Here is a 26,401-nt window from a genome sequence, read left to right as displayed (position 1 = left end):
TCCGCACCGGCGCCCCGGGCGTCTTCCGAAGGCGTTGGCTAATCTTCGGGGATGAGCGCGCGTCCGGCGAGGGGTGGCGGCCGGTGGGTCACGGTGCCGCCGGAGCGGTTGCATCCGTGGATCGACGGGTTCGCCGGGCGTCACGGGCCCTTCTCCGCCACCGGTGACGAGCGGGCGGTGCGGCTGGTGGCCGCCGACGGCGCGGTGGCCGAGCTGCACGTGCCGTTCCCGCCCATGACGCCGCCCGGCCCGCCGCACGTCACCCGCCTCGTCGCGCACGCCCGCGCCGAGCGGCGGGTCGGGGTGTTCCTGGTACGGCTCGGCGGCTACGCGGCGGGGGTCTTCCAGGGCGGCGCGCTGGTGGCCTCCAAAGTGGGCTCGCGGCTGGTGCAGGGGCGCACGGCGGCGGGCGGATGGTCGCAGCAGCGCTTCGCCAGGAGGCGGCGCAACCAGGCCGCTCAGGCGTACGACGACGCGGTGGAGACGGCGGTACGGGTGCTGACCCCGCACCTGGGGCTGCTGGACGGGGTGATGCTCGGCGGCGACCGCAGGGCGGTGGACGCGCTGAGGCCGGATCGGCGGCTGGCGCCGCTGCTGGCGCTGGAGCGGGAGCCGTTCCTGGTGGTGCCCGATCCGCGGCTGGCGGTCCTGCGCGACACGCCCGCCCTGTTCCGCGCGGTACGCATCCACGTCGTCGACCCCGCGTGACCCAGTCGGCCTCGTGCGCGAGGTCAGGAGAAGGCGGCGGCGTGGTCGGCGAGGAAATCGGCCAGGGTGCGAGGGGGTCGCCCGGTCACGTCCCGGACCTCCGTCGTGACCGGCGCCCAGCTCCCGTCACCCGTCTGCGCCTGGAGCTCGGCCAGGTCCAGTGCGAGCTGTTGCGGAAGGCCATTACGCTCCAGACGGGCGGCCAGCTCAGGGACGGGCAGGTCCACGTACCGTGCAGAACGGCCCAGAACCCGGCCGATCTCGGCGGCGATCTCCTCGTGCGACAGGGCCTCGGGGCCGGTCAGCACGTATGCGCGGCCAGGGCCGACGGGGGAGGTCATCAGGGTGGCGGCCACGTCGGCGATGTCGCGGGCGTCGATGTAGCTGATCCGGCCGGGACCGTACGAGCCGTACATGGTGCCGCCCTCGAAGTCGCCCGGCAGGTTCTGCATGAAGCCGCTCGGCCGGAGGGCGGCCCACGGCACGCCGGACTCCCTGAGGTTAGCGTCGATCAGGCCGTGCATGCCCAGGCCGAGCCTGCCACCGGGGGCGGCGTCGCGTACCGACACCGTGACGATCTGCGCGACGCCCGCCTTGGCGGCCAGGTCGATGACGGCGCGGTGGGCGTCCACGACGCCGGGCCAGAGTGAGCTGTTGAGGAAGAGCCGGTCGCCGGGCGAGAGCAGCGCGCCGATCGTCGCGGGCTCGGCGAGGTCGGCGAGCGCGTACGGGCTGCCGAGGTCATCGACCGGACGGCGGACGGCCGCCAGCACCTCGTGGCCGCTCAGCCGCGTGACGAGCGCGCGGCCGATGGAGCCGGTCGCGCCGGTGACCACGATCATCAGGAAACCTCCCGCATAAGTGGAATCTCAGATTCCGGTTAGCTGGACGCTACACTAAGCGGAATTTGATCGTCCACTTGGAGGTCGTACGTGCGCGCGGACGCCAGGCGGAACCTGGGCAAGATCGTCGAGGCGGCGGCCGAAGTCGTGGCCGAACGCGGCGTCGGCGCGCCCATGGAGGCCATCGCCAAGCGCGCCGGTGTCGGCGTCGGCACGCTCTACCGCCGCTTCCCCGACCGCGACGCCCTGATCGCGGCGGTCGGCGACCACTACATCCACACGATGGCGGACGCCCTCGACGCCGCCGACCGCGGCTCGGCCGACGCCTGGAGCGCGATCTGGGACTTCGTCTCCTGGGTCGCCGAGCCAGGCCGCGCCGCGCTGTCCACCGCGCTGGCCGACCTGCCGGACGAGGTGATCGCGCACCGTACCGAGTTCATCCGGGCGCGGGCGCGGTGGGAGGAGCGGTTCGATCAGCTCGTACGCCGGGCGCAGGCCGAGGGGACGATGCGCGGGGACGTCGGCGTACAGGACCTCATCCACCTGCTGAACGTCTTCACCTGCCACCCCGAGGACCTGCCCGCGCCGGTGGCCGCCGACCCGGGCCGCTACCTGCGGCTGATGCTCGACGGGATGAAGGCGGGAGCGGCCACCCCCGCTCCGAGTCGTTGAGACGATTCAAAAAAATCTTGAATGCCGCTATGATGAGCCGGAGTCTTGGCGGACCGCCTTCTGCGGTACGCCGCATCCAGCGTGTCTCGCCCCCTTCCGGCGCTCCTCCCGGCGTCCCGGGCGGCGGATCCCGCACTTTCAGCAGCACGGCCTCGTGAGGATCGATGGCGACCAGGAACATCAAGGAGGTCGCGCAGCTGGCGCGCGTCTCAGTGGGCACGGTGAGCAATGTGCTCAACCGCCCGGAGATCGTGTCCCCGGCCACGCGGGAACGCGTCTTCGAAGCGATCAAGAAACTCGGGTTCGTCCGCAACGAGGTGGCACGCCACCTGCGGGTGGGCCGCAGCAGGACCGTCGGGCTCGTCGTGCTCGACGTGTCCAACCCGTTCTTCGTGGACGTGGCCCAGGGCGCCGAAGCGGTGGCCGACGACCACGACACCATGGTGGTGCTCTGCAACAGCGCCGGCGACCCCGGCCGCGAACGACGCCACCTCGACCAGCTCGAACAGCAGCGGGTGATGGGCATACTGATCACCCCGGTCGAGATGGAGACCCCCTGGCTGGAGGAGCTGATCGCCCGCGGCACCCCTGTGGTGCTGGTCGACAGCCCCGCGACCGGGCTCCAGTGCTCGGTGGCCGTGGACGACCGGCTCGGCGGGCAGATCGCCGGCGCGCACCTCATTGAACGCGGGCACCGGCGCATCATGTTCGTGGGCGGGCCGCCGTCCATCAAACAGGTGGCCGACCGGCACGCGGGCGTGATCAGCGCCGTCGCCGCCGCCGACGGCGCCGTCGAACTGCTCACCTCCACGGCGCCGGCCCTCACCGTGGCCGAGGGCCGCGCGATCGGCGAACGCGTCGCCGCCCTGCCCGCCGACGAACGGCCGACCGCCGCCTTCTGCGCCAACGACATGATGGCGCTCGGCTTCTTACAGGCGATGGCCTCCCACGGGCTGCGCGTGCCCGAGGATCTGGCCATCATCGGGTACGACGACATCGACTTCGCCGCCGCGGCCGCCGTGCCGCTGTCGTCGGTGCGCCAGCCCAGGGAACTGCTCGGGCGTACGGCCATCGACCTGCTGCTGGAGGAGGTGGCCGAGCCTGAACAGCACCGGCACCGGCAGGTCATCTTCCAGCCCGACCTGGTGATCCGAGAATCCAGCGCCTTTCGCCGCTGAGCCCGGTCGCCGTACGGGCTGGGGCGTGGACTGACCTGCATCCAGCCGGGTCGCGCTGGGTTGCACGTTCACCCAGGCGAACGGGCGTGCCGACCGCCGTGCGCGTTGCGCCGGGCCCCTTCGTAGGCTTTCTCGCCGTCGCGGCGCGCCAGGGGCGTGCAGGAGGGTGGGCCTGCTGAGGGGGTGCCGGGAGGCGTGAAGCTGGGTGTGTTGCCCGTTCTCGGCACGTCCACCCTTTCCGTGTCTCTGGCACGTCGGCCTGTCCGGCGCGCGCACTCCCGGCACCCCCTCAGCGCACCTTGGCGCGCCGCGTCGGTGAGGAGGTGTGCGGAGGGGCCCGGCGCAACGCGTGCGGCGAGACCAGCATGCCCGTTCACCTGGGAAAACAGGCCACCCTAGGCCAGTCGGACGCGAAGGATGGCCAGCCCTCCATCCGCTGCCCCAGCACGCCTTCCGTGAGAGCACAGCGAGGGCGGGTGTACTACGTTCGGCGGCAAAGTTGAACAGGAGGAGTTGACTTGGGCGAGATTTACCGTAACCCCCTGGCCACCCCCGACGACCTGGCCGGGTTCCGGATGGAGGGGGACGGTGCGATGTCGTTCCCGCAGGGCCGGATGCGGCTGGAGAGCCGGCGGGCCCCCGTCGAAGGGCAGGCGGCGAATCTGGTGTTGTGGTGTCCTGAGGAGTTTCCCGACGGCGTCCGGATCGAGTGGGAGTTCTGGCCGGTCAGGGAGCCGGGGCTGGCGATCATGTTCTTCCACGCCAGGGGCAGGAACGGCGAGGACCTGTTCGACCCGGCCCTGAGCACCCGTGACGGCCCGTACGAGCAGTACCACCACGGCGACATCGATGCCTACCACGTGTCCTATTTCCGCCGCATGTGGGCCTCCGAGCGCGCCCTGCACACCTGCAACCTGCGCAAGAGCCACGGGTTCCACCTGGTCGCCCAGGGGCCGGATCCGCTGCCGGGGGTGCTGGACGCCGACGGGCCTTACGCCGTGCGGCTGGAGGTCAAGGGGGGAGTGGTGAGCTTCGCAATCAACGATTTGGTCTCGTTCCGGTGGCGGGACGACGGCTCGATCGGCGGTTCCGCCCTGGCAGGAGGCAAGATCGGGTTCCGGCAGATGGCGCCGCTGATCGGAGAGTACGCAAATCTCCGCGTGTCCCGTCATTGACTTTGAGTCGATTCAACACTAATTTCGCACCAACCGCCGTTCACTCGCTTGTAACTGGGCAGGAACCACGGTGCAATACTCCACCCCCGTATCCGTGCACATGCCACGAGAAGGTGGTGCCGGATGAACCATCCCGCCATGTCGATCAGGTTTCAAGCTGCCTGCTCAGAGCTCATCTGGGCGGTCCGGCTGAACCTCGCCTGGCTTGCCTTCACGCTCGCGGGAGGCGTGGTTCTGGGGGTCGGGCCCGCCACTGTGGCCGGCTACACGCTGGCCCGGCGGCATGCTCGTAATGAAACGTTTCAGGTTTGGCGCGAATTCTGGACCGTCTACCGGCGGGAGTTCGCCCGGGCCTCGTTGCTGGTCCTGCCGGGGGCGCTGGCCGCCGTCGTGCTGATCGGCAACTACCTCTACTTCTCCGCCCTCGGGCCCAGCATGGGGGTGCCGAGGATCGCGACCTTCGTGGCCCTCATCGCGCTGGCCGGCGTGGGGGCGTACGTGGGGCCGCTCTACGCGCACTACGACCTGCCGCTGCGGGCCTACTGGCCCAAGGCGGCGCAGCTAGCGCTGATGCGTCCGGCTTCGTCCGTGCTGTTGCTGCTAGCGCTCTCAGCCATCGCCTTCGCGACCTCGGTGGCGCCGATCCTGGCGCCGATGATCAGCTTCGGCGCGTGGATCTATCTCAACACGTGGCTCTGCCTGCGCTTCTTCGAGGAGAACGAGGCGCGCCTGCATTCGAAAGGGAACTCATGAGCGCATCCCGTCGCCGTCGGCTTCTTGCCGGTGTGTTAACGCTAACGGCCGCTCTCACCGCCTCGGCCTGCTCGGGCGGTGGCGACGCGCCTCAATCCGATCCGAACACGATCACGTTCATGTCGAAGCTGTTCGGCACGGCCCCCGAACCGACCGGCGAGCTGCAGCAGGCCATCGAGAAGTTCATCGGCAAGAAGATCAAGGTCACCTGGGTCCCCAACGCCGAGTACACCGAGAAGCTCAACGTCACCCTGGCCTCGGACAACATCCCGCAGGTCGTGGTGGTCGACCCGCACCTGCCGGCGTTCGTCAAGTCGGCGCAGGCAGGCGCGTTCTGGGACCTGACCGACAAGCTGGACAAGTACCCGAACCTGAAGCCGGCCGACGCGCGCACGGCGCTCAACTCCTCCATCAACGGCAAGATCTACGGCCTCTACCGGATGCGACCCCTGCTGCGCTCGGCGATCGTCATCCGCAAGGACTGGCTGAAGAAGGTCGGCCTCGAGGAGCCGAAGACGATCGACGACTTCTACCAGATCGCCAAGGCGTTCACGGAGAAGGACCCCGACGGCAACGGCAAGAAGGACACCTACGGCCTCATCATCCCGAAGTGGCCGGGCAATTACGCCAGCGCCAGCCCGTACGACGTGATCGAGACCTGGTTCGGCGCCCCCAACGGCTACGGCGAGCGTGACGGCAAGGTCGTGCCCGGGTTCGACACGCCGGAGTTCATCGAGGCCAACAAGTGGCTGAAGAAGATGGTCGACGAGGGCCTGGTCAACCCCGACTTCGCCACCCTCGACTCGGCCAAGTGGAACGAGCCGTTCCACCAGGGCAAGGGCGGCATGATCATCGACGTCAACATCCGCTCCCGCCAGGTCCTCGACCTGTTCAGGGAGGAGGGTGACAAGAACTACGGCGACAAGGTCGCCATGGTCGGCAACCTGGCCAAGGCCGACGGCCAGAAGTTCTCCTACCCGTTCACCGGCTACGCCGACTCGCTGGCGATCTCCAAGCAGAGCGTGCGGACCGAGGCCGAGCTGGACAACGTGCTGAAGACGCTGGACAAGCTGGCCACCAAGGAGGGCCAGGTCCTGCTGCAGAACGGCATCGAGGGCCGCAACTTCAAGGTCGACAACGGCGACACCGCCACGCTGATCAACGTGGACGACCCCGCGGTGAAGACTGTCCAGGACAACGTGGACGACGCCTTCATCCAGCTCGGCACCAAGGGCTCGGTCGACACAGGCGGCATCGCTTACCAGCGGGTTCCGCCGGAGGAGCCGTACCGGAACATGGTCGCGCTGCAGCAGAAGCTGATGGCGGAGGACCTCAAGACGGCCGTGCACAACGTGGCGCTGCCCGTGGTCGCCCCCACGCAGGTCCAGCGGGGCCCGCAGATCGACACGATCGTCTCCGACGCCCGGGTGAAGTTCCTGTCGGGCGCCATCACGGAGGAGCAGCTCAAGGGCGAGATCAAGCGCTGGTACGACGGCGGCGGCACCCAGATCGTGGCCGAGATCAACGACCTGCTCAGCAAACTGCCCAAGTAGTCACCGACCGCTCGCCTGAGGGGCCCGGGCACCCGCCGGGCCCCTCATACGAAAGGAGGCCGCTGTGGCCACCGACCTGGCGACGCCTCCCTCGAAGGCGGCGCCCAAGGCGAAGAAGCGCCGGGCCGACAAGGTCCCGCTGCGCACGGCGGTGCTGCGCTACCGCTGGCTCTACCTGATGCTCGTGCCGGGCCTGGCGTACTTCGTCGTCTTCAAGTACCTGCCGATGTACGGCGTGACCATCGCCTTCCAGGACTTCCTGCCGTTCCTCGGCTACTCGGGCAGCCCCTGGGTCGGCCTGAAGCACTTCGAAGAGCTGTTCTCCGGTCCCGACTTCGGGCGGCTGATGTTCAACACGCTCTTCCTGGCGCTGCTGCACATCCTCATCGTCTTCCCCGCGCCGATCATCGTTGCGCTGCTGCTGAACGAGCTGCGTCTCAACATCCTCAAGCGCTCGATCCAGTCGCTCATCTACATCCCGCACTTCCTGTCCTGGACGATCGTCGCGTCGCTGACGTACGTGCTGTTCGCGGCCGACTTCGGCGTGCTGTCCGGCTGGATACGCGACATCCTGGGCGACACCGCGAAGATCGACTACATGGCGCAGGAGGAGTGGTTCCGGCCCCTGATCATCCTGCAGCAGCTGTGGAAGATGACCGGCTGGGGCACGATCATCTACCTGGCCGCGCTGGCCGGGGTCGACCCCAACCTGTACGAGGCCGCCCGCATGGACGGCGCGGGCCGCTTCCGCCAGCTCTGGCACGTGACGCTGCCCGCGATCCGCCCGACGGTCGTGGTCATGGCGATCCTGGCCTCGGGCAACCTGCTGGACACCGGCTTCGAGCAGATCTGGCTGATGACCACGTCGCTGAACCGCTCGGTGGCCGACGTGTTCGACACCTACGTCTACTACGCCGGCATCCAGAACGGCGCGATCAGCTACTCCACCGCCGTCGGCCTGTTCAAGGGCGTCGCCGGCGTCATCCTGATCTTCGGCTCCAACTGGCTGGCCAAGCGTCTCGGCCAGCGGGGACTGTTCTGAGGAGGCCGGACATGTCCACCATGACCGAGACCAAGAAGCCGGCCAAGCTCAAGGTCGACAACAACAGCTCGCTCGGCAGCCGCGTGTTCGACGCGCTCAACGTCATCGTGCTCGTCGGGCTGGCGCTGATCACGGTGCTGCCCCTGCTGTACGTGCTGGCCGGCTCGCTCGCCAACGAGGCCGAGATCTCCACCAGGCCGTTCTTCCTGTGGCCGCACAAGATCGTCACGGAGGCGTACGAGTACATCTTCGCCACCCCCACCTTCGTCCGCGCCCTGCTCACGACCGTGGTCGTGACGGCGGTCGGCATGGTGGTGCAGGTGCTGCTGACCTTCACCATGGCCTACCCCCTGGCCAAGCGGTACCTGCCGGGCCGCACGCTGGTGCTCAACCTCGTCATCTTCACGATGGTCTTCACCGGCGGCATGATCCCCACCTACCTGGTGGTGCGCGACCTCGGGCTGCTCGACAGCTACTGGGCGCTGATCCTGCCGCTGGCGATCAACCCGTTCTACCTGATCATCGTCAAGAGCTTCTTCCAGGAGCTGCCGCAGGCGCTGGAGGAGGCGGCGCGGATCGACGGCTGCAACGAGATGGGCGTCTTCTTCAAGATCGTGCTGCCGCTGTCGAAGCCGATCATCGCGACGTTCTCGCTGTTCTACGCGGTGGCGATCTGGAACGACTACATGTCACCGCTGCTCTACATCAGCGACCCGAACAAGTGGACGCTGCAGATCCTCGTCCGCCAGCTCACCAACACCGACGCCGCGGCGGCGCTGTCCCAGATGGACCGGACCTGGGTGCCGCCCGAGCAGGGCCTGAAGTTCGCGGTCGTCGTCATCGCGACGCTGCCGATCCTGTTCTTCTACCCGTTCCTGCAGAAGCACTTCGCCAAGGGCGTGCTGATCGGAGGCGTCAAGGAGTGACCGTGCTGCTGGCCGGGGACTCGACGGTCGCGTCCTGCCCGGCGCACGAGGCGCCGATGTCCGGGTGGGGCGCGCAGCTGGGAGCGTACGCCGGCGTTCCCGTGCGCAACTTCGCCAAGGGCGGCGCCACCACGGCCGGCCACCGGGCGGAGGGGCTCTGGGCGGCGCTCGTACGCGAGATCGTCCCCGGCGACGTCGTCGTGCTCCAGTTCGGGCACAACGACCAGAAGGAGCCGGAGCTGCCCTACCGCGACAACCTGCGCGCCTTCGTCGCGGAGGCGCGCGCGGCGGGCGCGCTCCCCGTCCTGTGCACGCCGGTGCAGCGGCGCAGGTTCGACGGCGCGCGGCTGGTCCCGACGCACGGCGGCTACCCCGATCAGGTGCGCGAGCTGGCCGTCGCCGAGAACGTGCCGCTGATCGACCTGACCGCCGCCACCACCGAGCTGTACGAACGGCTCGGCCCCGAGGGCTCGAAGGCCCTGTTCACCCACTTCCCGCCCGGGGCACACCCGCTCTACCCCGAGGGCGTGGCCGACGACACCCATTTCTGCTTCCGCGGCGCCGACGAGGTGGCCGCGATCGTCGCCGAAGGATTGAAGGAGATCGCATGACCGAGCTGCGCTGGCTGGACCGTCCCGGAGACCAAGGAGTGACCTGGGGCGTCCCGTGGCCGCGCGGCGCGGTCGAGCGGGGCACGCCGTTCGCGCTGTCGGACGCCGACGGGCGTCGGGTGCCCGTGCAGAGCTGGGTCACCGCCACCTGGCCCGACGGCTCGGTCAAGTGGTCCGCCCACGCCGCCGGCGCGGGAACGCGCTCCGAGCACTACCGGCTGGAGCCCGCAGCAGCGCCCGTTTCTGGGGCAGCCGCCCCGGAAGCCGGCGCCGTCACCGTGACCAGGCAGGGCGACGACCTGATCGTCGGCACCGGCGTCGTCACCTGGACGATCGGCGGCGGCACGGTCGCCCGCTCGATCTCGCGCGGGAGCCGCGAGATCGCCAGGAACGTCCGCCTGGTCAGCCTGCGCCAGAGCGAGCCCACCCCCGAGGAGGACGGCCACGCCGCCAGACAGCGGGCCGCGGGCGTCGTCGAGAGCGTCACCGTCGAGCAGGACGGCCCCCTGCGCGCCGTGGTCCGGCTGGAGGGCCGGCACGGCGACTGGCTGCCCTTCACCGTGCGGCTCTACTTCTACGCCGGCGCCGAGCAGGTGCGGATCCTGCACACCTTCGTCTGGGACGGCGACCCCGAACGCGACTTCCTGGCCGGGCTCGGCCTGAGCGCGGACGTCGTCATGCGCGACGAACCGCACGATCGGCACGTGCGCCTGGCCGGGAGCGACGGCTTCCTGACCGAGGCCGTACGCGGGCTGACCGGCCTGCGCCGCGACCCGGGCGAGGCCGCGCGCCGCGCCCAGGTGGAGGGCCGCCCGGCCGGAGAGCTGGACCCCGAGGTGGCCCGGCGGCTGCACCTCATCCCCACGTGGGGCGACTACACCCTCGACCAGAGCTCCGCCGACGGCTACACGCTGCGCAAGCGCACCAAGGAGGGCCACGGCTGGGTGACGATCCCGGCCGGCACCCGCTCGGCCGGTTACGGCTACGTCGGCGGCGTCAGCGGCGGTCTCGGCTTCGGGCTGCGCGACTTCTGGCGGCTGCACCCCACCCGCCTGGACGTCAGGAACGCCGCCGCCGACGTGGCCACCGCGACGATCTGGCTCTGGTCGCCGTCCGCCCCGGCCATGGACCTGCGCTTCTACCACGACGGCATGGGCCAGGACACCTTCGAGGAGCAGCTCGAAGGGCTGGAGATCACGTACGAGGACTACGAGCCGGGGTTCGGCGATCCGAAGGGCATCGCGCGTACGCACGAGCTGAGCCTGCGCGCCCACGACGCCACGCCCGCGGCCGACGAGCTCGCCGCGCACGCCGCCGCGATGAACGCCCCCGCGCTGCTCGCCGCGAGCCCCGAGCGGGTGCGTGAGGCGGACGTGTTCGGCGTGTGGGGCCTGCCCGACCGCTCCACGCCCGCGCACGCCGAGATCGAGGACCGGCTGGACTTCCTGTTCGACCTGTACGAACGCGAACGCGAGCAGCGCCGCTGGTACGGGTTCTGGGACTACGGCGACGTCATGCACACCTACGACCCCGACCGGCACACCTGGCGCTACGACATCGGCGGCTACGCCTGGGACAACTCGGAGCTGTCACCCGATCTGTGGCTGTGGCTGCAGTATCTGCGCACGGGACGGGCCGACGTCTTCCGCTTCGCCGAGGCCATGTGCCGTCACACCGGCGAGGTGGACGTCTATCACCTCGGCAGGTGGAAGGGCCTGGGCAGCCGGCACAACGTGCAGCACTGGGGCTGCAGCTGCAAGCAGCTGCGCATCTCCAACGCCGCCTACCGGCGCTTCTACTACTACCTGACGGCCGACGAGCGCACCGGCGACCTCATGGACGAGCTCAGCGTCCCCGAGGAGACGTTCCTGGTGATCGACCCGCAGCGCAAGGTGCGCGAGGACGTCTACACCCCGGACCGCTCGGCGCTGTCGGTCGGGCTCGGCACCGACTGGGGCTCGCTGGCGGCGGCCTGGCTGACCCGCTGGGAGCGGCACGGGGACGAGCGCGCCAGGGACCGGCTGCTCGGCACGATGGCCGACATCGGCGCGATGCCGCGCCGCTTCCTCACCGGCGAGGGGCGGATGGATCTGGACACCGGCCGGTTCGACACGAGCCGTGACCAGATCTCGATCTCGCATCTGTCGTCGCTGTTCGGGCTGCCGGAGATGTGCGCGGAGCTGATCGCGCTCGACCTGGACGTGCCCGGCTTCGAACGGGCCTGGCTGGAGTACTGCCGCCTCTACCTGGCCCCGCCGGAGCAGCAGGAGGCGGAGACGGGGCGGCGGCTCAGCGGGATCTCGCTGATCCAGGCGCACAGCAGGCTGACGGCGTACGCGGCGGCGCGTACCGAGGACGCCGAGCTGGCCGCCTGGGCGTGGCGCAAGTTCCGCCTGGGGGAGGGAGACCAGCTCAACCGCAACCCGTTGCAACATCAGGAGAACTGGGAGCTGACCCTGGTGGACGGCCCGCGGGTGCCGCACCCGGTGCACGAGGCGGCGTTCGTCAGCACCAACAGCGCCGCGCAGTACGGGCTGGCCGCCATTCACAACCTGGTGCTGATCGGCAAGCACCTCACGGCACGTTAAGGAGAGGTGGGGCCCCTTCCGGGGGCCCTACACTGATCGGTATGCATGCTCCCGATTGACCGGCGTCGCACGCCCAATCCTCGTTTCCTACCTCGGGAGTGTACCGGTCACCATGATCATTGCGAATGATATCGAACTGCGCGCGGGCGCGCGCCTGCTCATCGAGAAGGCCACCTTCCGGGTCAACCCCGGTGACAAGATCGGGCTCGTCGGCCGCAACGGCGCGGGCAAGACGACGCTCACCAAGGTGCTGGCGGGCGAGGGCCTGCCCGCCGCGGGCAGCGTCACCACCACCGGCAGCGTCGGCTACCTGCCCCAGGACCCGCGCACCGGCGACCTCCAGGTGCTGGCCCGCGACCGCATCCTGTCCGCGCGCGGGCTCGACGAGGTCATCCGCAAGCTGCGCGAGGCGGAGCTGGGCATGTCGTCCGCCGACGACCGCACCAGGGAGAAGGCCGTGCGGCGCTACGGCCGGCTCGAAGATCAGATGCACGTGCTCGGCGGCTACGCGGCCGAGTCGGAGGCGGCCTCCATCGCCTCCAGTCTCGGCCTGCCCGACCGGGTCCTCGGGCAGCCCTTGCAAACGCTTTCCGGCGGTCAGCGCAGGCGCGTGGAATTGGCGCGAATTCTTTTCAGCGGAGCGGAAACTCTCCTTCTCGACGAGCCGACAAACCACCTAGATGCGGACTCAATCGGGTGGCTTCGCGATTTTTTGCGCAGTCATCAGGGTGGCTTGGTGATCATCAGCCACGACGTCGACCTTCTTGAAGCCACGGTCAACAAGGTGCTCCACCTGGACGCCAACCGGTCGGTGATCGATCACTACAACGTCGGCTGGAACGCCTACCTCGCCCAGCGCGAGACCGACGAGAAGCGCAGGAAGCGCGAGCGCGCCAACGCCGAGAAGCAGGCGGGGGCGCTGCTGGCGCAGGCCGACAAGATGCGGGCCAAGGCGACCAAGGCCAAGGCCGCCCAGGACATGATGCGGCGCGCGCACCGGCTGCTGTCCGGCACCGAGGAGGAGCGCAAGGCCGACAAGGTGGCGCGGCTGCGCTTCCCCGACCCCCAGCCCTGCGGGCGCACCCCGCTCATGGCCGAAGGGCTGTCCAAGACCTACGGGTCGCTGGAGGTCTTCACCGACGTCGACGTGGCCATCGACCGAGGTCACAGGGTCGTCATCCTCGGGCTCAACGGCGCCGGCAAGACCACGCTGCTGCGCCTGCTGGGCGGGATCGAGCAGCCCGACACGGGAGAGCTGCGCCCCGGCCACGGCCTCAAGATCGGCTACTACGCCCAGGAGCACGAGACCCTCGACCCGGGCCGCACCCTGCTGGAGAACATGCGCTCGGCAGGCGGCGGGTTCACCGACACCGAACTGCGCAAGGTGCTCGGCTCGTTCCTGTTCACCGGCGACGACGTCGACAAGCCCGCGGGGGTGCTGTCCGGCGGCGAGAAGACCCGGCTGGCGCTGGCCATGCTGGTGCTCTCCAGCGCCAATGTGCTGCTGCTCGACGAGCCCACGAACAACCTCGACCCGGTCAGCAGGGAGCAGGTACTCAACGCTCTGAGGTCGTATTCAGGAGCAATCGTCCTAGTCACCCACGACGAGGGTGCCGTTGACGCCCTGTCACCGGATAGGGTGATCTTGCTACCTGACGGAACTGAAGACGCATGGAGCGCCGAATTTTCCGATCTTGTGGCACTTGCCTGATCTTAATTTGAGTGGGTACGGATCTTTTCCCGTGGAGTAGGTAGCCGATCCCGCTGAAATGACTGATCATGGCGGAGTAACGCTGCGGAAGTCCGGCACTACAGGAGGTACTCGTGGCCGAGACACTGAAGAAGGGCACCCGGGTCACCGGGGCCGACCGGGAAAAACTGGCCGGCGATCTCAAGAAGCGCTACGCCGCGGGCGAAAGCATCCGCGCCCTGGCCGCTTCGACCGGTCGGTCTTACGGGTTCATCCACCGCATCCTCAGCGAGTCCGGTGTGACTCTGCGCGGACGCGGCGGGGCGACCCGAGGCAAGTCCAAGCGCTGACGGCCGCCTCGGAACGTGCGACCGCAGCCGCCCGTCCCTAGTCAGCCGCCGTCGCGCCCGGGCCAGAATCATATTCTGTAAGCTCGGGCGCGACGGTCAGCACTCCGGACAAGGGAGCGGGCGATGGCGGAAGCGCAGGCGCGACAGCGCGGGGGGAAGAACGCGGACGACGGCTCTGCCTCGGCGCAGAACGGGGTCCGCTATGAGGTGGACGGTGAGATAGCGACGATCACGCTGGATCGGCCGGAAAAGCGCAACGCACAGACGTTCGCGACATGGTCGGAACTGGCTCGCATCGGCGAGAACCTGCCCGAGCAGGTACGCGTCGTCGTCGTGAAAGGTGAGGGACCGTCCTTCTCGGCAGGCATAGACCTGCGAACGTTCACTTCTGAGGGGGTGCCCGGACAGGGCTCGTTCAGTTCGGTGGCCGCAGACGGAGACACCGGCTTCGAGCAGCGCATCAGACAGGCCCAAGCGGGGTTCCTGTGGCTGCGCCGCCCGGAGATCGTTTCCATCGCCGCAGTGCAGGGGCACGCGATCGGTGCGGGATTCCAGCTCGCGCTCGCCTGTGACCTGCGGATCGTGGCCGAAGACGTCTCGTTCTGCATGAAAGAGCCCGCACTGGGCCTGGTGCCCGACCTGACGGGGACCAAGCCCCTGGTCGAGCTGGTGGGCCTGGCCAAGGCGATCGACATCTGCCTGACCGCCAGGACCGTGCACGCCGAAGAGGCCATGCGCATCGGCCTCGCGGAGAGAGTGGTCGCCGGGGGCGACCTGGATCAAGCGGTGAAGGACAAGGCCGCGCAGCTGCTGTCGACGAACCGGGACGCGGCTGTGGCGACCAAGCGGCTCCTCCAGGGGGCGCAGGCACGCACCCTGGAGGAGCAGAGTGTGGCCGAGGGGATCGAACAGGCGGCCCGCATCAAGGCACTCTTCGGCCGATCCGGCTGACAAGACTGACAAGACTGACACTACCGATCGCGCTGATCCGCGGCTCAGCGCTCTTGGGCCGGGTCGGGGCTGATTCGCGGCTTTGAGGCTGGTTCGGTGCTTCTGGGCCGGTCGGGCTGATTCGTCACTCAGGCGCCGGCGCTGCCGGCCGGTCGTGCGGGGCTGTGACGCCCCTGGGCCGCCGGGCGGGCTCGTCGGCGGGTACGACTGACGGCGGGGCCGGAAAACGGCTCAGCGTGCCGCAGAGCGCCGCGCGGAGAAGGGAGGCTTTCCGGCGGCCGGTTTCCCGGTGGTTTCGGCGTGGGTTCCGCCCTGGGTTCCGCCTGGGTTTCGCTGCGGGTTTCGCGGTGAGCTGAGCCGGGAATCCCGGGCGTCCCGGCGGCGCTGTCCGTGCGGAGGAAAGGGGGGATCTCCCGCATGGCGATGATGGGTGGGGGCTTCGGCCCGAGCGCGATGGCATCCCTGCGACGCGACGGCTCGGTCACCAAACAGCGGCTGCGGCCGGGCACGGTCCGGCGCATCGCGGGCTACGCGCGCCCGTACACGAAGCAGATAGCCGCGTTCCTCGCGCTCGTCGTGGCCGGCGCGATGATCGTGGTCGCCAACCCGCTGCTGATGAAGGCGATCATCGACGACGGCATCCTGCCCAAGCGGCCCACCGTGATCGTCTGGCTGGCCGTGGCCATCGCCGCGCTCGCGCTGGTCGACGCCGGGCTGACGCTGGCGCAGCGCTGGTTCTCCGCCCGCATCGGCGAGGGCCTCATCTACGACCTGCGCACCGAGGTCTTCGACCACGTGCAGCGCATGCCGGTGGCCTTCTTCATGCGCGCCCAGACCGGCGCGCTGGTCAGCCGGCTCAACACCGACGTCATCGGCGCCCAGCGCGCCCTGACCAGCACGCTGTCCTCGGTCGTCGCCAACGTGGTCAGCCTGGTCCTGGTGCTCGGCGCGATGCTGGCGCTGTCGTGGCAGGTCACGCTGGTCGCGCTGGTGCTGCTGCCGATCTTCATCGTGCCCGCGAAATACGTCGGCCGCCGCATGTCGGCGCTGACCCGCGAGCAGATGCAGCTCGACGCCGAGATGAGCTCGGTCACCACCGAGCGCTTCAACGTGGCGGGCGCGACCGTCGCCAAGCTCTACGGCAGGCCCGAGGACGACGCCGCGGTCTTCGGTGCCCGCGCCGCCCGGGTGCGCGACGTGGGCGTGACCGTCGGCATGTACGGCACCGTCTTCCGCGTCGCGCTCGGCCTGATCGCGGCGCTGGCCACCGCCCTCGTCTACGGCATCGGTGGTGTCCTGTCCGTCTCCGGCGCCTTCGAGCTCGGCACCCTGGTGGCGCTGGCCGCCCTGCTCATGCGCCTCTACGGCCCGCTCACCTCGCTGTCCAACGTGCACGTGGACGTGATGACCGCGCTCGTGAGCTTCGACCGCGTCTTCGAGATCCTCGACCTCAAGCCCATGGTCGCCGAGCGGCCCGGCGCGGTGCAGGTGCCCGAGGGGCCGGTCACGATCGACTTCGACGACGTGCGCTTCCGCTACCCGGCGGCCGAGGAGGTCTCGCTGGCCTCGCTGGAGTCGGTGGCCAGACAGGACACGGGGCCGTCCCATCCGGTGCTGGAGGGCGTGTCCTTCACGGCGCGGCCGGGGCAGCTCATCGCGCTGGTCGGCCACAGCGGCGCGGGCAAGACCACGATCACCTCGCTGGTGTCGCGGCTCTACGACGTCAACGAGGGCGCGGTCAGGATCAACGGGCTCGACGTGCGCGACGCCACGCTCGGCTCGCTGCGCGACACCGTCGGCGTGGTCATGCAGGACGCCCACCTCTACCACGACACGATCGCCGCCAACCTGCGCTACGCCAGGCCGGAGGCGAGCGACGAGGAGATCTGGCAGGCGCTCGACGCGGCGCAGATCGGCCCGCTCATCGCCGGCCTGCCCGACGGTCTCGAGACCGTGGTGGGCGACCGCGGCTACCGGCTGTCCGGCGGCGAGAAGCAGCGGCTGGCACTGGCCAGGCTGCTGCTGAAGGCGCCCAGGGTGGTCGTGCTCGACGAGGCCACCGCCCACCTCGACTCGGAGTCCGAGGCCGCGGTGCAGGTGGCGCTGAAGACGGCGCTGGAGGGCCGCACGTCGCTGGTCATCGCGCACCGGCTCTCGACGATCAGGGAGGCCGACGAGATCCTCGTCGTCCACGACGGCCGGATCGCCGAGCGCGGCCGGCACGAGGAACTGCTGGCGCGCGGCGGGCTCTACGCCGAGCTCTACCGCACCCAGTTCAGTTCTTCCGATAGCCCAGCCGCGTGAGCTCCTCCCTGGCCACCTTCTCCACCAGCTCCAGGTCCTCGCGGCGCAGCCGGGTGCGCCAGGCGCCGACCTTGGGCACGGCGGTGTCGTACATGACGACCTTCGACACCCGCGTCTCCAGGAACTCCGCCAGCGTCGCCACCGTGCGCGGCGGCGTGCCGACCAGGTCCTCGTAGCGCACGGTCAGCAGTTGCGGCCCGGGCAGCGTGCGGCGCAGCTCGGCGCTCATCCGCACGGCGCTGCGCCAGCGCAGCGCGCTCTTGCCCGCCGCCGGCATCGTCTTCCAGCGCTGCAGGTGCTCGTCCTTGTTGACGCCGAGGAACGCGTTGGGGAACTCGGTCTGCTCCGACAACATGGCCGGCTTGAACCAGGCCAGGCACGCCGGATCGGCCAGCATGTCGGCCACCACGTCCCTGCCGTCGCGGATGAGCTGGATGAACCGGGCGTCGGGGAAGGCCTGGAGCAGCACGGGCACGCTGTAGAGCAGGTCGGGGCTGCCGTCGGCGAAGCGGGTGACCTCGCTCGTGGCCACGCACGGGCCCGTGCCCGTGACGCCGCCCGCGTCCCGGCACGACTCGGCGCACTCGCCGCACGAGCGGGGCAGCACCTGCCACGACTCGGACAGCGCGTCGCGCATGACGCGCACGGCGCCGGACGTCCGGGCGATGGACGGCTTGCGGGCGAAGGCGTACAGCACGTGCGCCACGCTCGCGCGGCCCATCGTCACGTGGAAACCCGGAGAGCGTTTCAGGGCACGGGCCAGCAGGTCCGCGCCGGAGTGCGGCGCTCCGATCAGAAAGACCGGGCGGCGGACCTTGATGCCGTTGACCACGAGGATGTGGGGCGGAAGTCGCATACGACAGGTAAGTGTGACACCGTTTGCCAGGTGAACGAGCCAAGGACGGTGTCGGTCCTCACCGGGGCGGGCGTCTCCACCGACTCAGGGATCCCCGACTTCCGCGGCCCTCAAGGCGTGTGGACCAAGAACCCGCAGGCCGAGGCCGACGCGAGCATCGACCGCTACCTCGCCGACCCGGAGGTCAGGCGCGCCTCGTGGCAGGCCAGACTCGATCACGCCGCCTGGGACGCCAGGCCGAACGCCGCCCACCTGGCGCTGGTCGAGCTGGAGCGCGCGGGGCTGCTGCGGGCCCTCGTCACCCAGAACATCGACGAGCTGCACCAGCGCGCCGGGTCCTCGCTGGAGAAGGTCATCGAGATCCACGGCACCATGCGCCGCGCCGAGTGCCTGTCCTGCGAGCTGATCACGCCCATGGAGGACGTGCTCGCCCGGGTGCGGGCCGGCGAGGACGATCCGCCCTGCCTGAGCTGCGGCGGCATCCAGAAGGCCAACACGATCTCGTTCGGGCAGTCGCTCAGGCCCGAGGTGATGCGGGCCGCGCAGCGCGCCGCCCGCACGTGCCACGTGTTCCTGGCCGTGGGCACCTCGCTGACCGTGCATCCCGCCGCCGGGCTGTGCGGCGAGGCGCTGGACGCCGGCGCCACCCTGGTGATCGTCAACGCCCAGCCCACCCCCTACGACCCCTTCGCCGACCGGGTGATCAACGAGCCGATCGGCCAGGCACTACCCACGCTCGTCAAGGAGTTGATCGATGCGGCAAGGTGACACCGTAGCCATCGTCGCCCCCTCGGGGCCGCCCAACGCCGTCCTGCTCAGGCGGGGCGTCCGGCGTCTGGAGGAGCTGGGCCTGAAGGTGGTCGTGGGCGCGCACGTCCTCGACCGTCAGGGCCTCGACTACCTCGCGGGCGACGACGCCCACCGGGCCGCCGACCTGCAGTCCGCCTGGTGCGACCCGGCCGTGACCGGGGTCTTCTGCTGCCGGGGCGGCTACGGCGCGGCGCGGCTGCTCGACCTGCTCGACTGGGACGCCATGCGCGCGGCCGGGCCCAAGGTGCTGCTCGGGTCGAGCGACATCACGGCGCTGCACAACGCGTTCGCGATCGAGCTGGGCGTGGCGACGCTGCACGGGCCGATGGCCGCCTGCGACGTCATCGCCGGCGACGAGGAGGGGCCAGAGCCGCTCACCTGGGAGAGCATGCGGCAGGCGCTCTTCGAGGCCGCGCCGCTCGTGCGGGGTGACCGGGTACTTGCTCCGGGACGCGCCGAGGGAGTGCTCCGCGGCGGTAACCTGTCGCTGCTCGCCTCGATGTGCGGCACGCGGTGGCAGCCGTCGTTCGCCGGCGGGATCGCTTTCCTCGAAGACGTGGGGGAGGAGCCGTACCGGATCGATCGCATGCTCACCCAGCTGCTGCAGGCCGGGGTCTTCGACGGCGTGCGCGGGATCGCGCTCGGGTCGTGGGTCGGCTGCGGCGACCCTTACCCGGTGCTGGAAGACCGGCTGGCCCCGCTGGGGGTGCCGGTGGTGGCCGGGTTGCCGGTGGGGCACGGGTCGCCACAGATGAGCGTGTGGCTGAATGCACTTGGTGTTATCGATACCGAATCGTGCTCGCTGACCGGTTCGATCCGGAATGGGGAGCAGGCAAGGTAGGAGGGACGAATCAGACAGAAGGGGACATGGCGCGTGAACTTGTTCAGGCGTGAGCCCTCGCGACGGCCCGTCGAAGACGTCGATCTCGACTCGTTGCTCGCACTGGTCGCGGAGTCCCTCGGATATTCCTTCGCGTTCGCCCAGGACGGCTCCTCCGTGACCTTGACGGGCGCGCGCGACGGGACACACGGCGGGACAAACGGCGGGACAAACGGCGGGACACTCGACGGGGCAGGCGGAGGGGCGGGCGGCGGCGAGATGGTCGTCCGGCTGACCGGGCTGCGGCGCGAGGCCGGGCGCAGGGCCAGGGAAGACTGGCCCATGCTGGTCTCCGAGCACCTCGGCCACGCCGTGGCCACCGCCGGCGACCGGCTCGACGTGTGCGACCTGAAGCAGGCCGGGCCCCTGCTGCGCATCCGCGTGGAGGCCGTGGACGAGGTGCCCGACCTGACGCGCGTCGTCGGCCGCCACCTCAACGCCGACGTGGTCGAGCTGCTCACCGTGGGCACGCGGGCCGTACGGCCCGAGGAGGCCGGCTGCTGGCCCGTGCCGACCGGCCGGGCGATCGAGCTGGCCGTGGCCAACGTCCGCGAGCGGGAGCGGCTGACCAGCGAGAACATCGGGCTGACGGGCACACCGGTGACCCGGCTGACCGCGCCGAGCCCGTCGGCCGCCACGCATCTGCGCTGGCTGGGCGACTACCTGCCGGTGCCGGCCGACGGGACGCTGGTGGTGCTGCCCGACCCGTACACGCTGCTGCTGCACCCCGTGGACGGGATCGGGGTCGTGCGCGCCATCGAGCGGCTGCGGGTGCACGCCGCGCGCACGGACGGGCTCAGCCCGCAGGTGTACTGGTGGCACGGGGAGCGGCTGACGCTCATCAGGGCCGACATCGTCGCCCAGGGCGGCCAGACCCGGCTGGTCGTGGCGCCCCCGCCCGACTTCGCTCGGGTGCTGGCCCGCCTGGCCGTCTGAGCGTGGATCAGCTCCTGTTGACGTAGTCGCGCAGGTGGATGGCCGTCAGCGAGGTGCCGTCGGCGATCAGCTCGGCCGGGGTTCCGGTGAAGACGACCTGGCCGCCGTCGTGACCCGCGCCGGGCCCGAGGTCCACGATCCAGTCGGCGTGGGCCATGACGGCCTGGTGGTGCTCGATCACGATGACCGAGTTGCCGTCCTCGACCAGGCGGTCGAGCAGGGACAGGAGCTGGTCGACGTCCGCCAGGTGCAGGCCCGTGGTGGGCTCGTCCAGCACGTACGTGGTGCCGTTCCTGGCCATGTTGACGGCCAGCTTGAGCCGCTGCCGCTCGCCGCCCGACAGCGTGGTGAGCGGCTGCCCGAGCCCCAGGTAACCGAGGCCGACCGCGACGAGCCGGTCGAGGATGACCCCGGCCTGGCCGGTGCGGAAGAAGTCGCGCGCCTCGGAGATCGGCATCTCCAGGATCTCGCTGATGTTCTTGCCCCGCAGCTCGTACGTCAGCACCTCAGGCGTGAACCGCTTGCCCTCGCACTGCTCGCACACCGAGGACACCCCGGCCATCATCACCAGGTCGGTGTAGATGAGCCCGATGCCCTTGCACCCCGGGCAGGCCCCTTCCGAGTTGGCGCTGAACAGGCCCGGCTTGACCCCGTTGGCTTTGGCGAAGGCCGCCCGGATCGGGTCGAGCACGCCGGTGTAGGTGGCCGGGTTGCTCCTGCGCGAGCCGCGGATCGGCGACTGGTCGGCCACCACCACGCCGTCCCGCCCGGCGACGTGCCCGTGGATCAGCGAGCTCTTGCCCGACCCCGCCACCCCGGTGACCACGGTCAGCACGCCGAGCGGCAGGTCCACGCTCACGTCACGCAGGTTGTGCAGACTCGCGTTCCTGATCGGCAGCCGGCCGGACGGGGTGCGGACCCGCTCGCGCAGCCGTACGCGGTGGTCGAGGTAGCGGCCGGTCAGCGTCTCCGAGCGGCGCAGGCCGTGCAGGTTGCCGGAGTAGCAGATCTCGCCGCCGGCCGTGCCCGCGCCGGGGCCGAGGTCCACCACGTGGTCGGCGATGGCGATGGTCTCCGGCTTGTGCTCGACCACGAGCACGGTGTTGCCCGTGTCGCACAGCGCCAGCAGCAGGCGGTTCATCCGCTGGATGTCGTGCGGGTGCAGGCCGGCCGTGGGCTCGTCGAAGACGTACGTGACGTCGGTGAGGCTGGAGTTGAGATGGCGCACCATCTTCACCCGTTGCGCCTCGCCGCCCGACAGCGTGGCGGACTCCCGGTTGAGGCTGAGGTAGCCCAGCCCGATCTCGACCAGCGAGTCGAGCGTCGAGCGCAGCCCCTCCAGCACGGGGCCGACGCTCGGGTGGTCGATGCCGCGGACGAAGTCGGCCAGGTCGTTGATCTGCATGGCCGAGCAGTCGGCGATGGTGTGGCCCTGGATCCTGGCCGACAGGGCGGCCTCGTTGAGCCGCGCGCCGCCGCAGGAGGAGCAGGTGGCCTGCGTGATGGCCCGCTCGGCGAACGCCCGCGCCGCCGACTGCATCGACTCCCTGTCCTTGCCCAGGTAGGAGCGCTTGACGCGGGGGATCAGGCCCTCGTAGGTGAAGTTGCTGTTGCCGTACTTGAGCTTGGTGGCGGGCTTGTACAGCAGGTCGTCCCACTGCTGGGCGGTGAAGTCCTTCAGCTTGACGGCCGGGTCGAACAGGCCCGAGCCGGCTACGACCTGCCATTGCCAGGTGTCGACGGCGAACCCGGGGAGCGTGATCGCGCCCTCGTTGAGCGACAGTTCCCTGTCGACGACCGCGTCCACGTCCACCTCGGACGTCTTGCCCAGCCCCTCGCAGGCGGGGCACATGCCCTCGGCCGTGTTGAAGCTGAAGGCGGAGGCGGTGCCGACGTACGGCTCGGCGGCGCGGCTGAAGATGATGCGCAGCATGGTGTGCGCGTCGGTCGCGGTGCCCACCGTGGAGCGGGCGTTGGCGCCCATGCGCTCCTGGTCCACGATGATCGCCGCGCTCAGGTTGTGCAGCGCGTCGACGTCGGGGCGCGACAGGCTCGGCATGAAGCCCTGGACGAACGCGGTGTACGTCTCGTCGATCAGCCGTCTGGACTCGGCGGCGATCGTGTCGAAGACGAGTGAGGACTTGCCGGAGCCGGACACTCCGGTGAAGACGGTGAGCCGTCGCTTCGGGATGTCGAGGGAGACGCCCTTGAGATTGTTCTCCCGGGCGCCGCGGACCTGGATGTGGTCATGGCTGTCCGCGGCGGTGTGATCGCGGGGCTGGACGGTGCTTGCCTGCTGGCTGGAGAGCACGGAACCCTTCCATCGTCGGCCGACTTTTGTGGCGTGACTGTTTATGGCGTAAGGAAATAGCCGGGACAGCCTACACCGACATCGGGCGACAAAGTGGGGTGTGGTGCGGGCGGGGGGTCCAGCCTTCCCCCGCCCGTGGTTCACGCCGAGAGCGGATTGACCGCCCGGTGGTGCACCCCGATCACGGGGATCTCGTGCAGGCTGCCCGAGTACAGGAACTGCGTCATGCCGATCAGCAGCCGCCGTACGTCGTCCTGGGGGCGTACGACCAGGCGCAGGAACTGGCTGGTGGTGCCCAGCTTGTTGCCGCACTCGCGGACGTACACGCCGTGCTCGGTCAGCAGGTGGTCGCGCAGCGGCACCCCGTCGTGCCCCGGCGGCAGCTTGACCAGCAGGAAGTTGCCCTGCGAGGCGTAGACCGACAGCCCCGGCATGGTGCTGAGCTGCTGGAACATCGCCCGCCTGTCGGCGTTGAGCCGCTTGAGGCTCTCGTCGTACTCGCCCATGAACTGGCGCATCATGAACACGACGACCTCGGCGAAGGAGTTGAGGTTCCACTTCGGCAGCGCGTCGCGTACGCGGCCGGCCAGCGCGGGGTTGGCCACCATGTAGCCGAAGCGGATGCCGTGCAGGCCGAAGTTCTTGCCGAGGCTGCGCAGCACGATCACATTCGGCCGCACCGCCGCCTCCGCGGCCACACCCGGATAGGGCTCGGCGTCCACGAAGTCGCCGAACGACTCGTCCACGATCACCAGGTCGAGGTCGATCAGCTGGTCGAGCAGGTACAGGACCTCGTGCTTGGGCAGGTAGCCTCCGTCGGGGTTGTTCGGGTTGCAGATCACCGCCACGCGCGAGCCGCGCATGCGGACGAACGACACGAAGTCATCCACGTCGAGCGCGAAGTTGCGGCTCTCCATCAGCGGATACATGTCCACCCGCTTGCCCGTCTCCAGCGGCTGGTCGGTCCAGCGGCCGAACGTGGGGATCGGCACCGCCAGGCTCTCGCGCACCAGCAGGTGGTCGATCCAGGTGATCAGCTCCGTCGAGCCGTTGCCCATCGCGACGGTCTTGGGATGGAGCCCGAGCGTGGAGCAGAGCTCCTCGGTGATCGTGCCCGCGTCGCTGGGATAGAACTTGAGGATCGTCTCCAGATTTCTCCCGAGGTGCTCGAAGATCTCCGGTGTGGGGAAATACGGGTTGCAAGGGATGCAGAAGTCCACCGGGGCGCGCTCTCCCGTCGAGCTGCGCATAAGTGAGAAGTACGACGGGCTGTGCGCTTGTGCCCGCAAGAGACTGAGCTCCACGACACCTCCATGGACCACGTGTCCGATGTGTGTAGGTACGCGCGGGTGCACGGGTCGGTTCAGGGGGCCCTCCGGCGCTACCCGGGAGGCGGCTCCGGCCTGCGGAGCGTGAGGATGGCGATGTCGTCGCGCGGCGCGGTCCTGGTGAAATGCCGCAGATCGGCTCCGAGCACGGCCGCGAGCGCGGCGGGCGGGGACGGGGCCCACTCGCGCAGCCGCTCCTCCAGCGGGTAGAAGGCGCCGCGCGGGTCACGGGCCTCGGTGACGCCGTCGGTGCACAGCAGCATCGTCGCGCCCCTGGGGAAGGCGAACCGGGTGATGCTGCGCGGCTCGTCCGTCAGCGCCGCCACGCCGAGCGGCACGTCGGGCTCGCCCAGGTCGGCCTGCCAGACGTCGCCGTGCTGGATGACGTACGGGGCGATGTGGCCGCAGTTGACCGCCTCGACCGCCGGATCGCCGGCCTCGTGCGGGATGTCGATCACCAGCGCGGTGACCAGCCGCTCGGGCTCGCCGGTGTGGGAGGCGAAGAAGTTCTGCCTGATCACGGAGTTCTCCATGGCGGCCACGACGCCGGTGAGGGTCTCCTCGCGGTAGGCCGCCTCCCTGAACGAGCCGAGCACCGCCAGCGCCGTGCCGATCGCGGGCAGGCCCTTGCCCTGGACGTCCGCGATCAGCACCCGGGTGCCGTTCCTCGAGGGGGCGACCTCGTACATGTCGCCGCCCACCATCGTGTCCTCCTCCACCGGCTGGTAGAGGCCGTCCACCAGGACGTCCGCGGTGCGCAGCGGCAGCGGGCGGACGATCTGCCGCTGCAGCGCGGCGGCGGCGGAGCGCAGCCGGTGCACCTCCTCCTCGCGCCGTACGCGAAAGCCGCACCCGATCACGCTCACCACGCCGAACAGCGCGGTGAACCCGGCCGCGAGCGCGATGTCGTCCCACGCGCCGCGCAGGTAGGCGCCGGCGGCGACCTCCACGACGACCACCCAGACCGAGGCGACGACCGTCTGCCACACCGCGCCGAGACCCGAGACGATCGCCGGCAGGAAGATCAGCAGCGGGAACAGCCGGACCGCCGTGCCCGAGGTCAGGTCGAGCGCGACGATCACCACGGTGACGAGGATCAGCCCGATGTAGAACACCGGTGCGCGCAGGCGCCGCCCCTCCCCGCCCCGCCGCTCCGTGCGCAGCGCGTCTTCCGTCACCGGTCCCCTTCACCTCCCCGTCTCTCGTGCCGCCTCTCGCGCTCGTGTCACCTTCTATCAGCCTGTTTCGCCGTTCCTACGCCCTGGCACGCGCGTTTGACCCCACCTTGCCCCGGCGTGAATGAGAACGCGCCGATGCCATTTCGCATGGGGGTGCGAATAAATACCCTGCGGCCGTCACGGGAATTACGCATATTCGCCGGCGCTGAATTCATTCCGTGGTTATCCCGGTGTCCTCCTCGTGTTGATCTAGACGGATGATAGCTCTCCGTACTGCAAGGATCCGGCTCTTGGCTACAGAAGGTGAGCGGCGCTGTCCTTTATGGCGAGTCTTGTGGGGATTGAAGGTGAATTTTCTCCCGGGCTGGTGGGCTCTCATTTTCTTCTCATCGGGAAACTCATTGACAGGGAATAACGATCTTGTAAATATCTGAGTTACGGCGGGGTGCGGGAATTCGGGCCACGAAAGGGAGTTGTCTCATATGGACATCGAACACGACTGGACCCTGCTGCCGGCCGTGGTCGTCCGCAGCGCCGGGTTCCCGTGGGAGCTCGTCTCGTCCCTCGCTCATCCGAGGGCGGCGGGGGCGGCCGCGGCGGTCGTACGGCTGGAGCGCAGGGCACTCGGCCTGCTAGCCGACGCGCCCGGCGCGCGGGCCGGCGGCCACCAGGCACAGACTGCGCAGGACCAGCGCGGCGGCGAACCCGTCGTGCTTCATCACGCTGCCGTAGCCGTCGATGACGGCCTCCTGCACGGCG

The 26,401-nt window shown here is 69.7% G+C and carries 22 protein-coding genes; 17 read left to right on the top strand and 5 right to left on the bottom strand.

The genetic code is table 11. The features are described from left to right. The first annotated feature begins 51 nt into the window (after positions 1-51). Complete coding sequence (locus AB0C28_RS46815; protein WP_358082593.1) at positions 52-708, top strand: acVLRF1 family peptidyl-tRNA hydrolase; 657 nt, start codon at positions 52-54, stop codon at positions 706-708. 23 nt (positions 709-731) lie between these two features. Here AB0C28_RS46815 and AB0C28_RS46810 read toward each other — a convergent pair whose 3' ends face one another. Then, on the bottom strand, positions 732-1,550 hold the full coding sequence (locus AB0C28_RS46810) for an NAD(P)H-binding protein (protein ID WP_358082590.1): 819 nt from the start codon (positions 1,548-1,550) through the stop codon (positions 732-734). A 90-nt stretch (positions 1,551-1,640) separates the two neighbouring features. Here AB0C28_RS46810 and AB0C28_RS46805 point away from each other — a divergent pair, with 90 nt between their 5' ends. The 13 genes from AB0C28_RS46805 (at position 1,641) to AB0C28_RS46745 (ending at position 17,343) form a co-directional block, all read left to right on the top strand. Beyond that, positions 1,641-2,222 carry a TetR/AcrR family transcriptional regulator gene (locus tag AB0C28_RS46805; RefSeq protein ID WP_358082587.1) on the top strand — a complete coding sequence of 194 codons (582 nt, stop codon included), beginning with the start codon at positions 1,641-1,643 and terminating at the stop codon, positions 2,220-2,222. Positions 2,223-2,386: 164 nt separating this feature from the next. Further along, positions 2,387-3,400 carry a LacI family DNA-binding transcriptional regulator gene (locus tag AB0C28_RS46800; RefSeq protein ID WP_357854274.1) on the top strand — a complete coding sequence of 338 codons (1,014 nt, stop codon included), beginning with the start codon at positions 2,387-2,389 and terminating at the stop codon, positions 3,398-3,400. A gap of 518 nt (positions 3,401-3,918) precedes the next feature. Beyond that, positions 3,919-4,575 (top strand): DUF1961 family protein, encoded by a 657-nt coding sequence (locus tag AB0C28_RS46795; protein WP_358082585.1) that lies wholly within the window; start codon positions 3,919-3,921, stop codon positions 4,573-4,575. A gap of 123 nt (positions 4,576-4,698) precedes the next feature. Then, on the top strand, positions 4,699-5,328 hold the full coding sequence (locus tag AB0C28_RS46790; protein ID WP_346111553.1) for a DUF624 domain-containing protein: 630 nt from the start codon (positions 4,699-4,701) through the stop codon (positions 5,326-5,328). 119 nt (positions 5,329-5,447) lie between these two features. Next, positions 5,448-6,881, top strand: coding sequence for an extracellular solute-binding protein (locus AB0C28_RS46785; RefSeq protein ID WP_357854267.1), 1,434 nt, complete (start codon positions 5,448-5,450; stop codon positions 6,879-6,881). 64 nt (positions 6,882-6,945) lie between these two features. Continuing rightward, positions 6,946-7,923: an ABC transporter permease subunit gene (locus AB0C28_RS46780; RefSeq protein WP_358082582.1), complete on the top strand. Its 978-nt coding sequence runs from the start codon at positions 6,946-6,948 to the stop codon at positions 7,921-7,923. 11 nt (positions 7,924-7,934) lie between these two features. Next, positions 7,935-8,849 (top strand): carbohydrate ABC transporter permease, encoded by a 915-nt coding sequence (locus tag AB0C28_RS46775; protein ID WP_357854262.1) that lies wholly within the window; start codon positions 7,935-7,937, stop codon positions 8,847-8,849. A 2-nt stretch (positions 8,850-8,851) separates the two neighbouring features. Beyond that, positions 8,852-9,460 (top strand): rhamnogalacturonan acetylesterase, encoded by a 609-nt coding sequence (locus AB0C28_RS46770; RefSeq protein WP_357854259.1) that lies wholly within the window; start codon positions 8,852-8,854, stop codon positions 9,458-9,460. Continuing rightward, complete coding sequence (locus tag AB0C28_RS46765) at positions 9,457-12,048, top strand: Tat pathway signal sequence domain protein (RefSeq protein WP_358082579.1); 2,592 nt, start codon at positions 9,457-9,459, stop codon at positions 12,046-12,048. Before AB0C28_RS46770 ends, AB0C28_RS46765 begins: the two co-directional genes overlap by 4 nt. A gap of 112 nt (positions 12,049-12,160) precedes the next feature. Beyond that, entirely contained in the window at positions 12,161-13,759 is a 1,599-nt protein-coding gene (locus AB0C28_RS46760; protein ID WP_357854254.1) for an ABC-F family ATP-binding cassette domain-containing protein, read from the top strand. Between the two features lie 113 nt (positions 13,760-13,872). After that, positions 13,873-14,088 (top strand): helix-turn-helix domain-containing protein, encoded by a 216-nt coding sequence (locus AB0C28_RS46755; protein ID WP_020547488.1) that lies wholly within the window; start codon positions 13,873-13,875, stop codon positions 14,086-14,088. Positions 14,089-14,211: 123 nt separating this feature from the next. After that, entirely contained in the window at positions 14,212-15,039 is an 828-nt protein-coding gene (locus tag AB0C28_RS46750; protein ID WP_357854251.1) for an enoyl-CoA hydratase/isomerase family protein, read from the top strand. A 417-nt stretch (positions 15,040-15,456) separates the two neighbouring features. Next, entirely contained in the window at positions 15,457-17,343 is a 1,887-nt protein-coding gene (locus AB0C28_RS46745) for an ABC transporter ATP-binding protein (protein WP_358082576.1), read from the top strand. Here AB0C28_RS46745 and AB0C28_RS46740 read toward each other — a convergent pair. Next, positions 17,315-18,199: a sulfotransferase gene (locus AB0C28_RS46740; RefSeq protein ID WP_357854245.1), complete on the bottom strand. Its 885-nt coding sequence runs from the start codon at positions 18,197-18,199 to the stop codon at positions 17,315-17,317. The two genes, AB0C28_RS46745 and AB0C28_RS46740, sit on opposite strands and share 29 nt — an antisense overlap. Positions 18,200-18,229: 30 nt before the next feature. Between AB0C28_RS46740 and AB0C28_RS46735 the strand changes: the two genes are divergently transcribed. From AB0C28_RS46735 to AB0C28_RS46725, 3 genes are read left to right on the top strand one after another with little or no spacing between them, the layout of a single operon-like run. Then, complete coding sequence (locus AB0C28_RS46735) at positions 18,230-18,967, top strand: Sir2 family NAD-dependent protein deacetylase (protein WP_358082573.1); 738 nt, start codon at positions 18,230-18,232, stop codon at positions 18,965-18,967. After that, positions 18,954-19,850 (top strand): LD-carboxypeptidase, encoded by an 897-nt coding sequence (locus AB0C28_RS46730; protein ID WP_358082570.1) that lies wholly within the window; start codon positions 18,954-18,956, stop codon positions 19,848-19,850. The genes AB0C28_RS46735 and AB0C28_RS46730 overlap by 14 nt, the downstream gene beginning before the upstream one ends. Positions 19,851-19,883: 33 nt before the next feature. Next, a complete protein-coding gene (locus AB0C28_RS46725; protein ID WP_358082567.1) occupies positions 19,884-20,825 on the top strand; it encodes a hypothetical protein in 942 nt (313 codons plus the stop codon). 7 nt (positions 20,826-20,832) lie between these two features. On the opposite strand, the gene AB0C28_RS46720 is transcribed toward AB0C28_RS46725, so the two are convergent. The 3 genes from AB0C28_RS46720 to AB0C28_RS46710 form a co-directional block, all read right to left on the bottom strand. After that, on the bottom strand, positions 20,833-23,136 hold the full coding sequence (locus AB0C28_RS46720; RefSeq protein ID WP_357854234.1) for an excinuclease ABC subunit UvrA: 2,304 nt from the start codon (positions 23,134-23,136) through the stop codon (positions 20,833-20,835). A 140-nt stretch (positions 23,137-23,276) separates the two neighbouring features. Beyond that, positions 23,277-24,440 carry a histidinol-phosphate transaminase gene (locus tag AB0C28_RS46715; RefSeq protein ID WP_357854231.1) on the bottom strand — a complete coding sequence of 388 codons (1,164 nt, stop codon included), beginning with the start codon at positions 24,438-24,440 and terminating at the stop codon, positions 23,277-23,279. 77 nt (positions 24,441-24,517) lie between these two features. Then, a complete protein-coding gene (locus AB0C28_RS46710) occupies positions 24,518-25,642 on the bottom strand; it encodes a PP2C family protein-serine/threonine phosphatase (protein ID WP_357854228.1) in 1,125 nt (374 codons plus the stop codon). Positions 25,643-26,401 lie beyond the last annotated feature (759 nt).

The organism is Nonomuraea sp. NPDC048892 (genome assembly GCF_040649735.1).
GTDB classification, from domain to species: domain Bacteria; phylum Actinomycetota; class Actinomycetes; order Streptosporangiales; family Streptosporangiaceae; genus Nonomuraea; species Nonomuraea maheshkhaliensis.
Note: the sequence above shows the minus strand (reverse complement) of the source record. Positions and strands in the feature narration are given on the sequence as shown.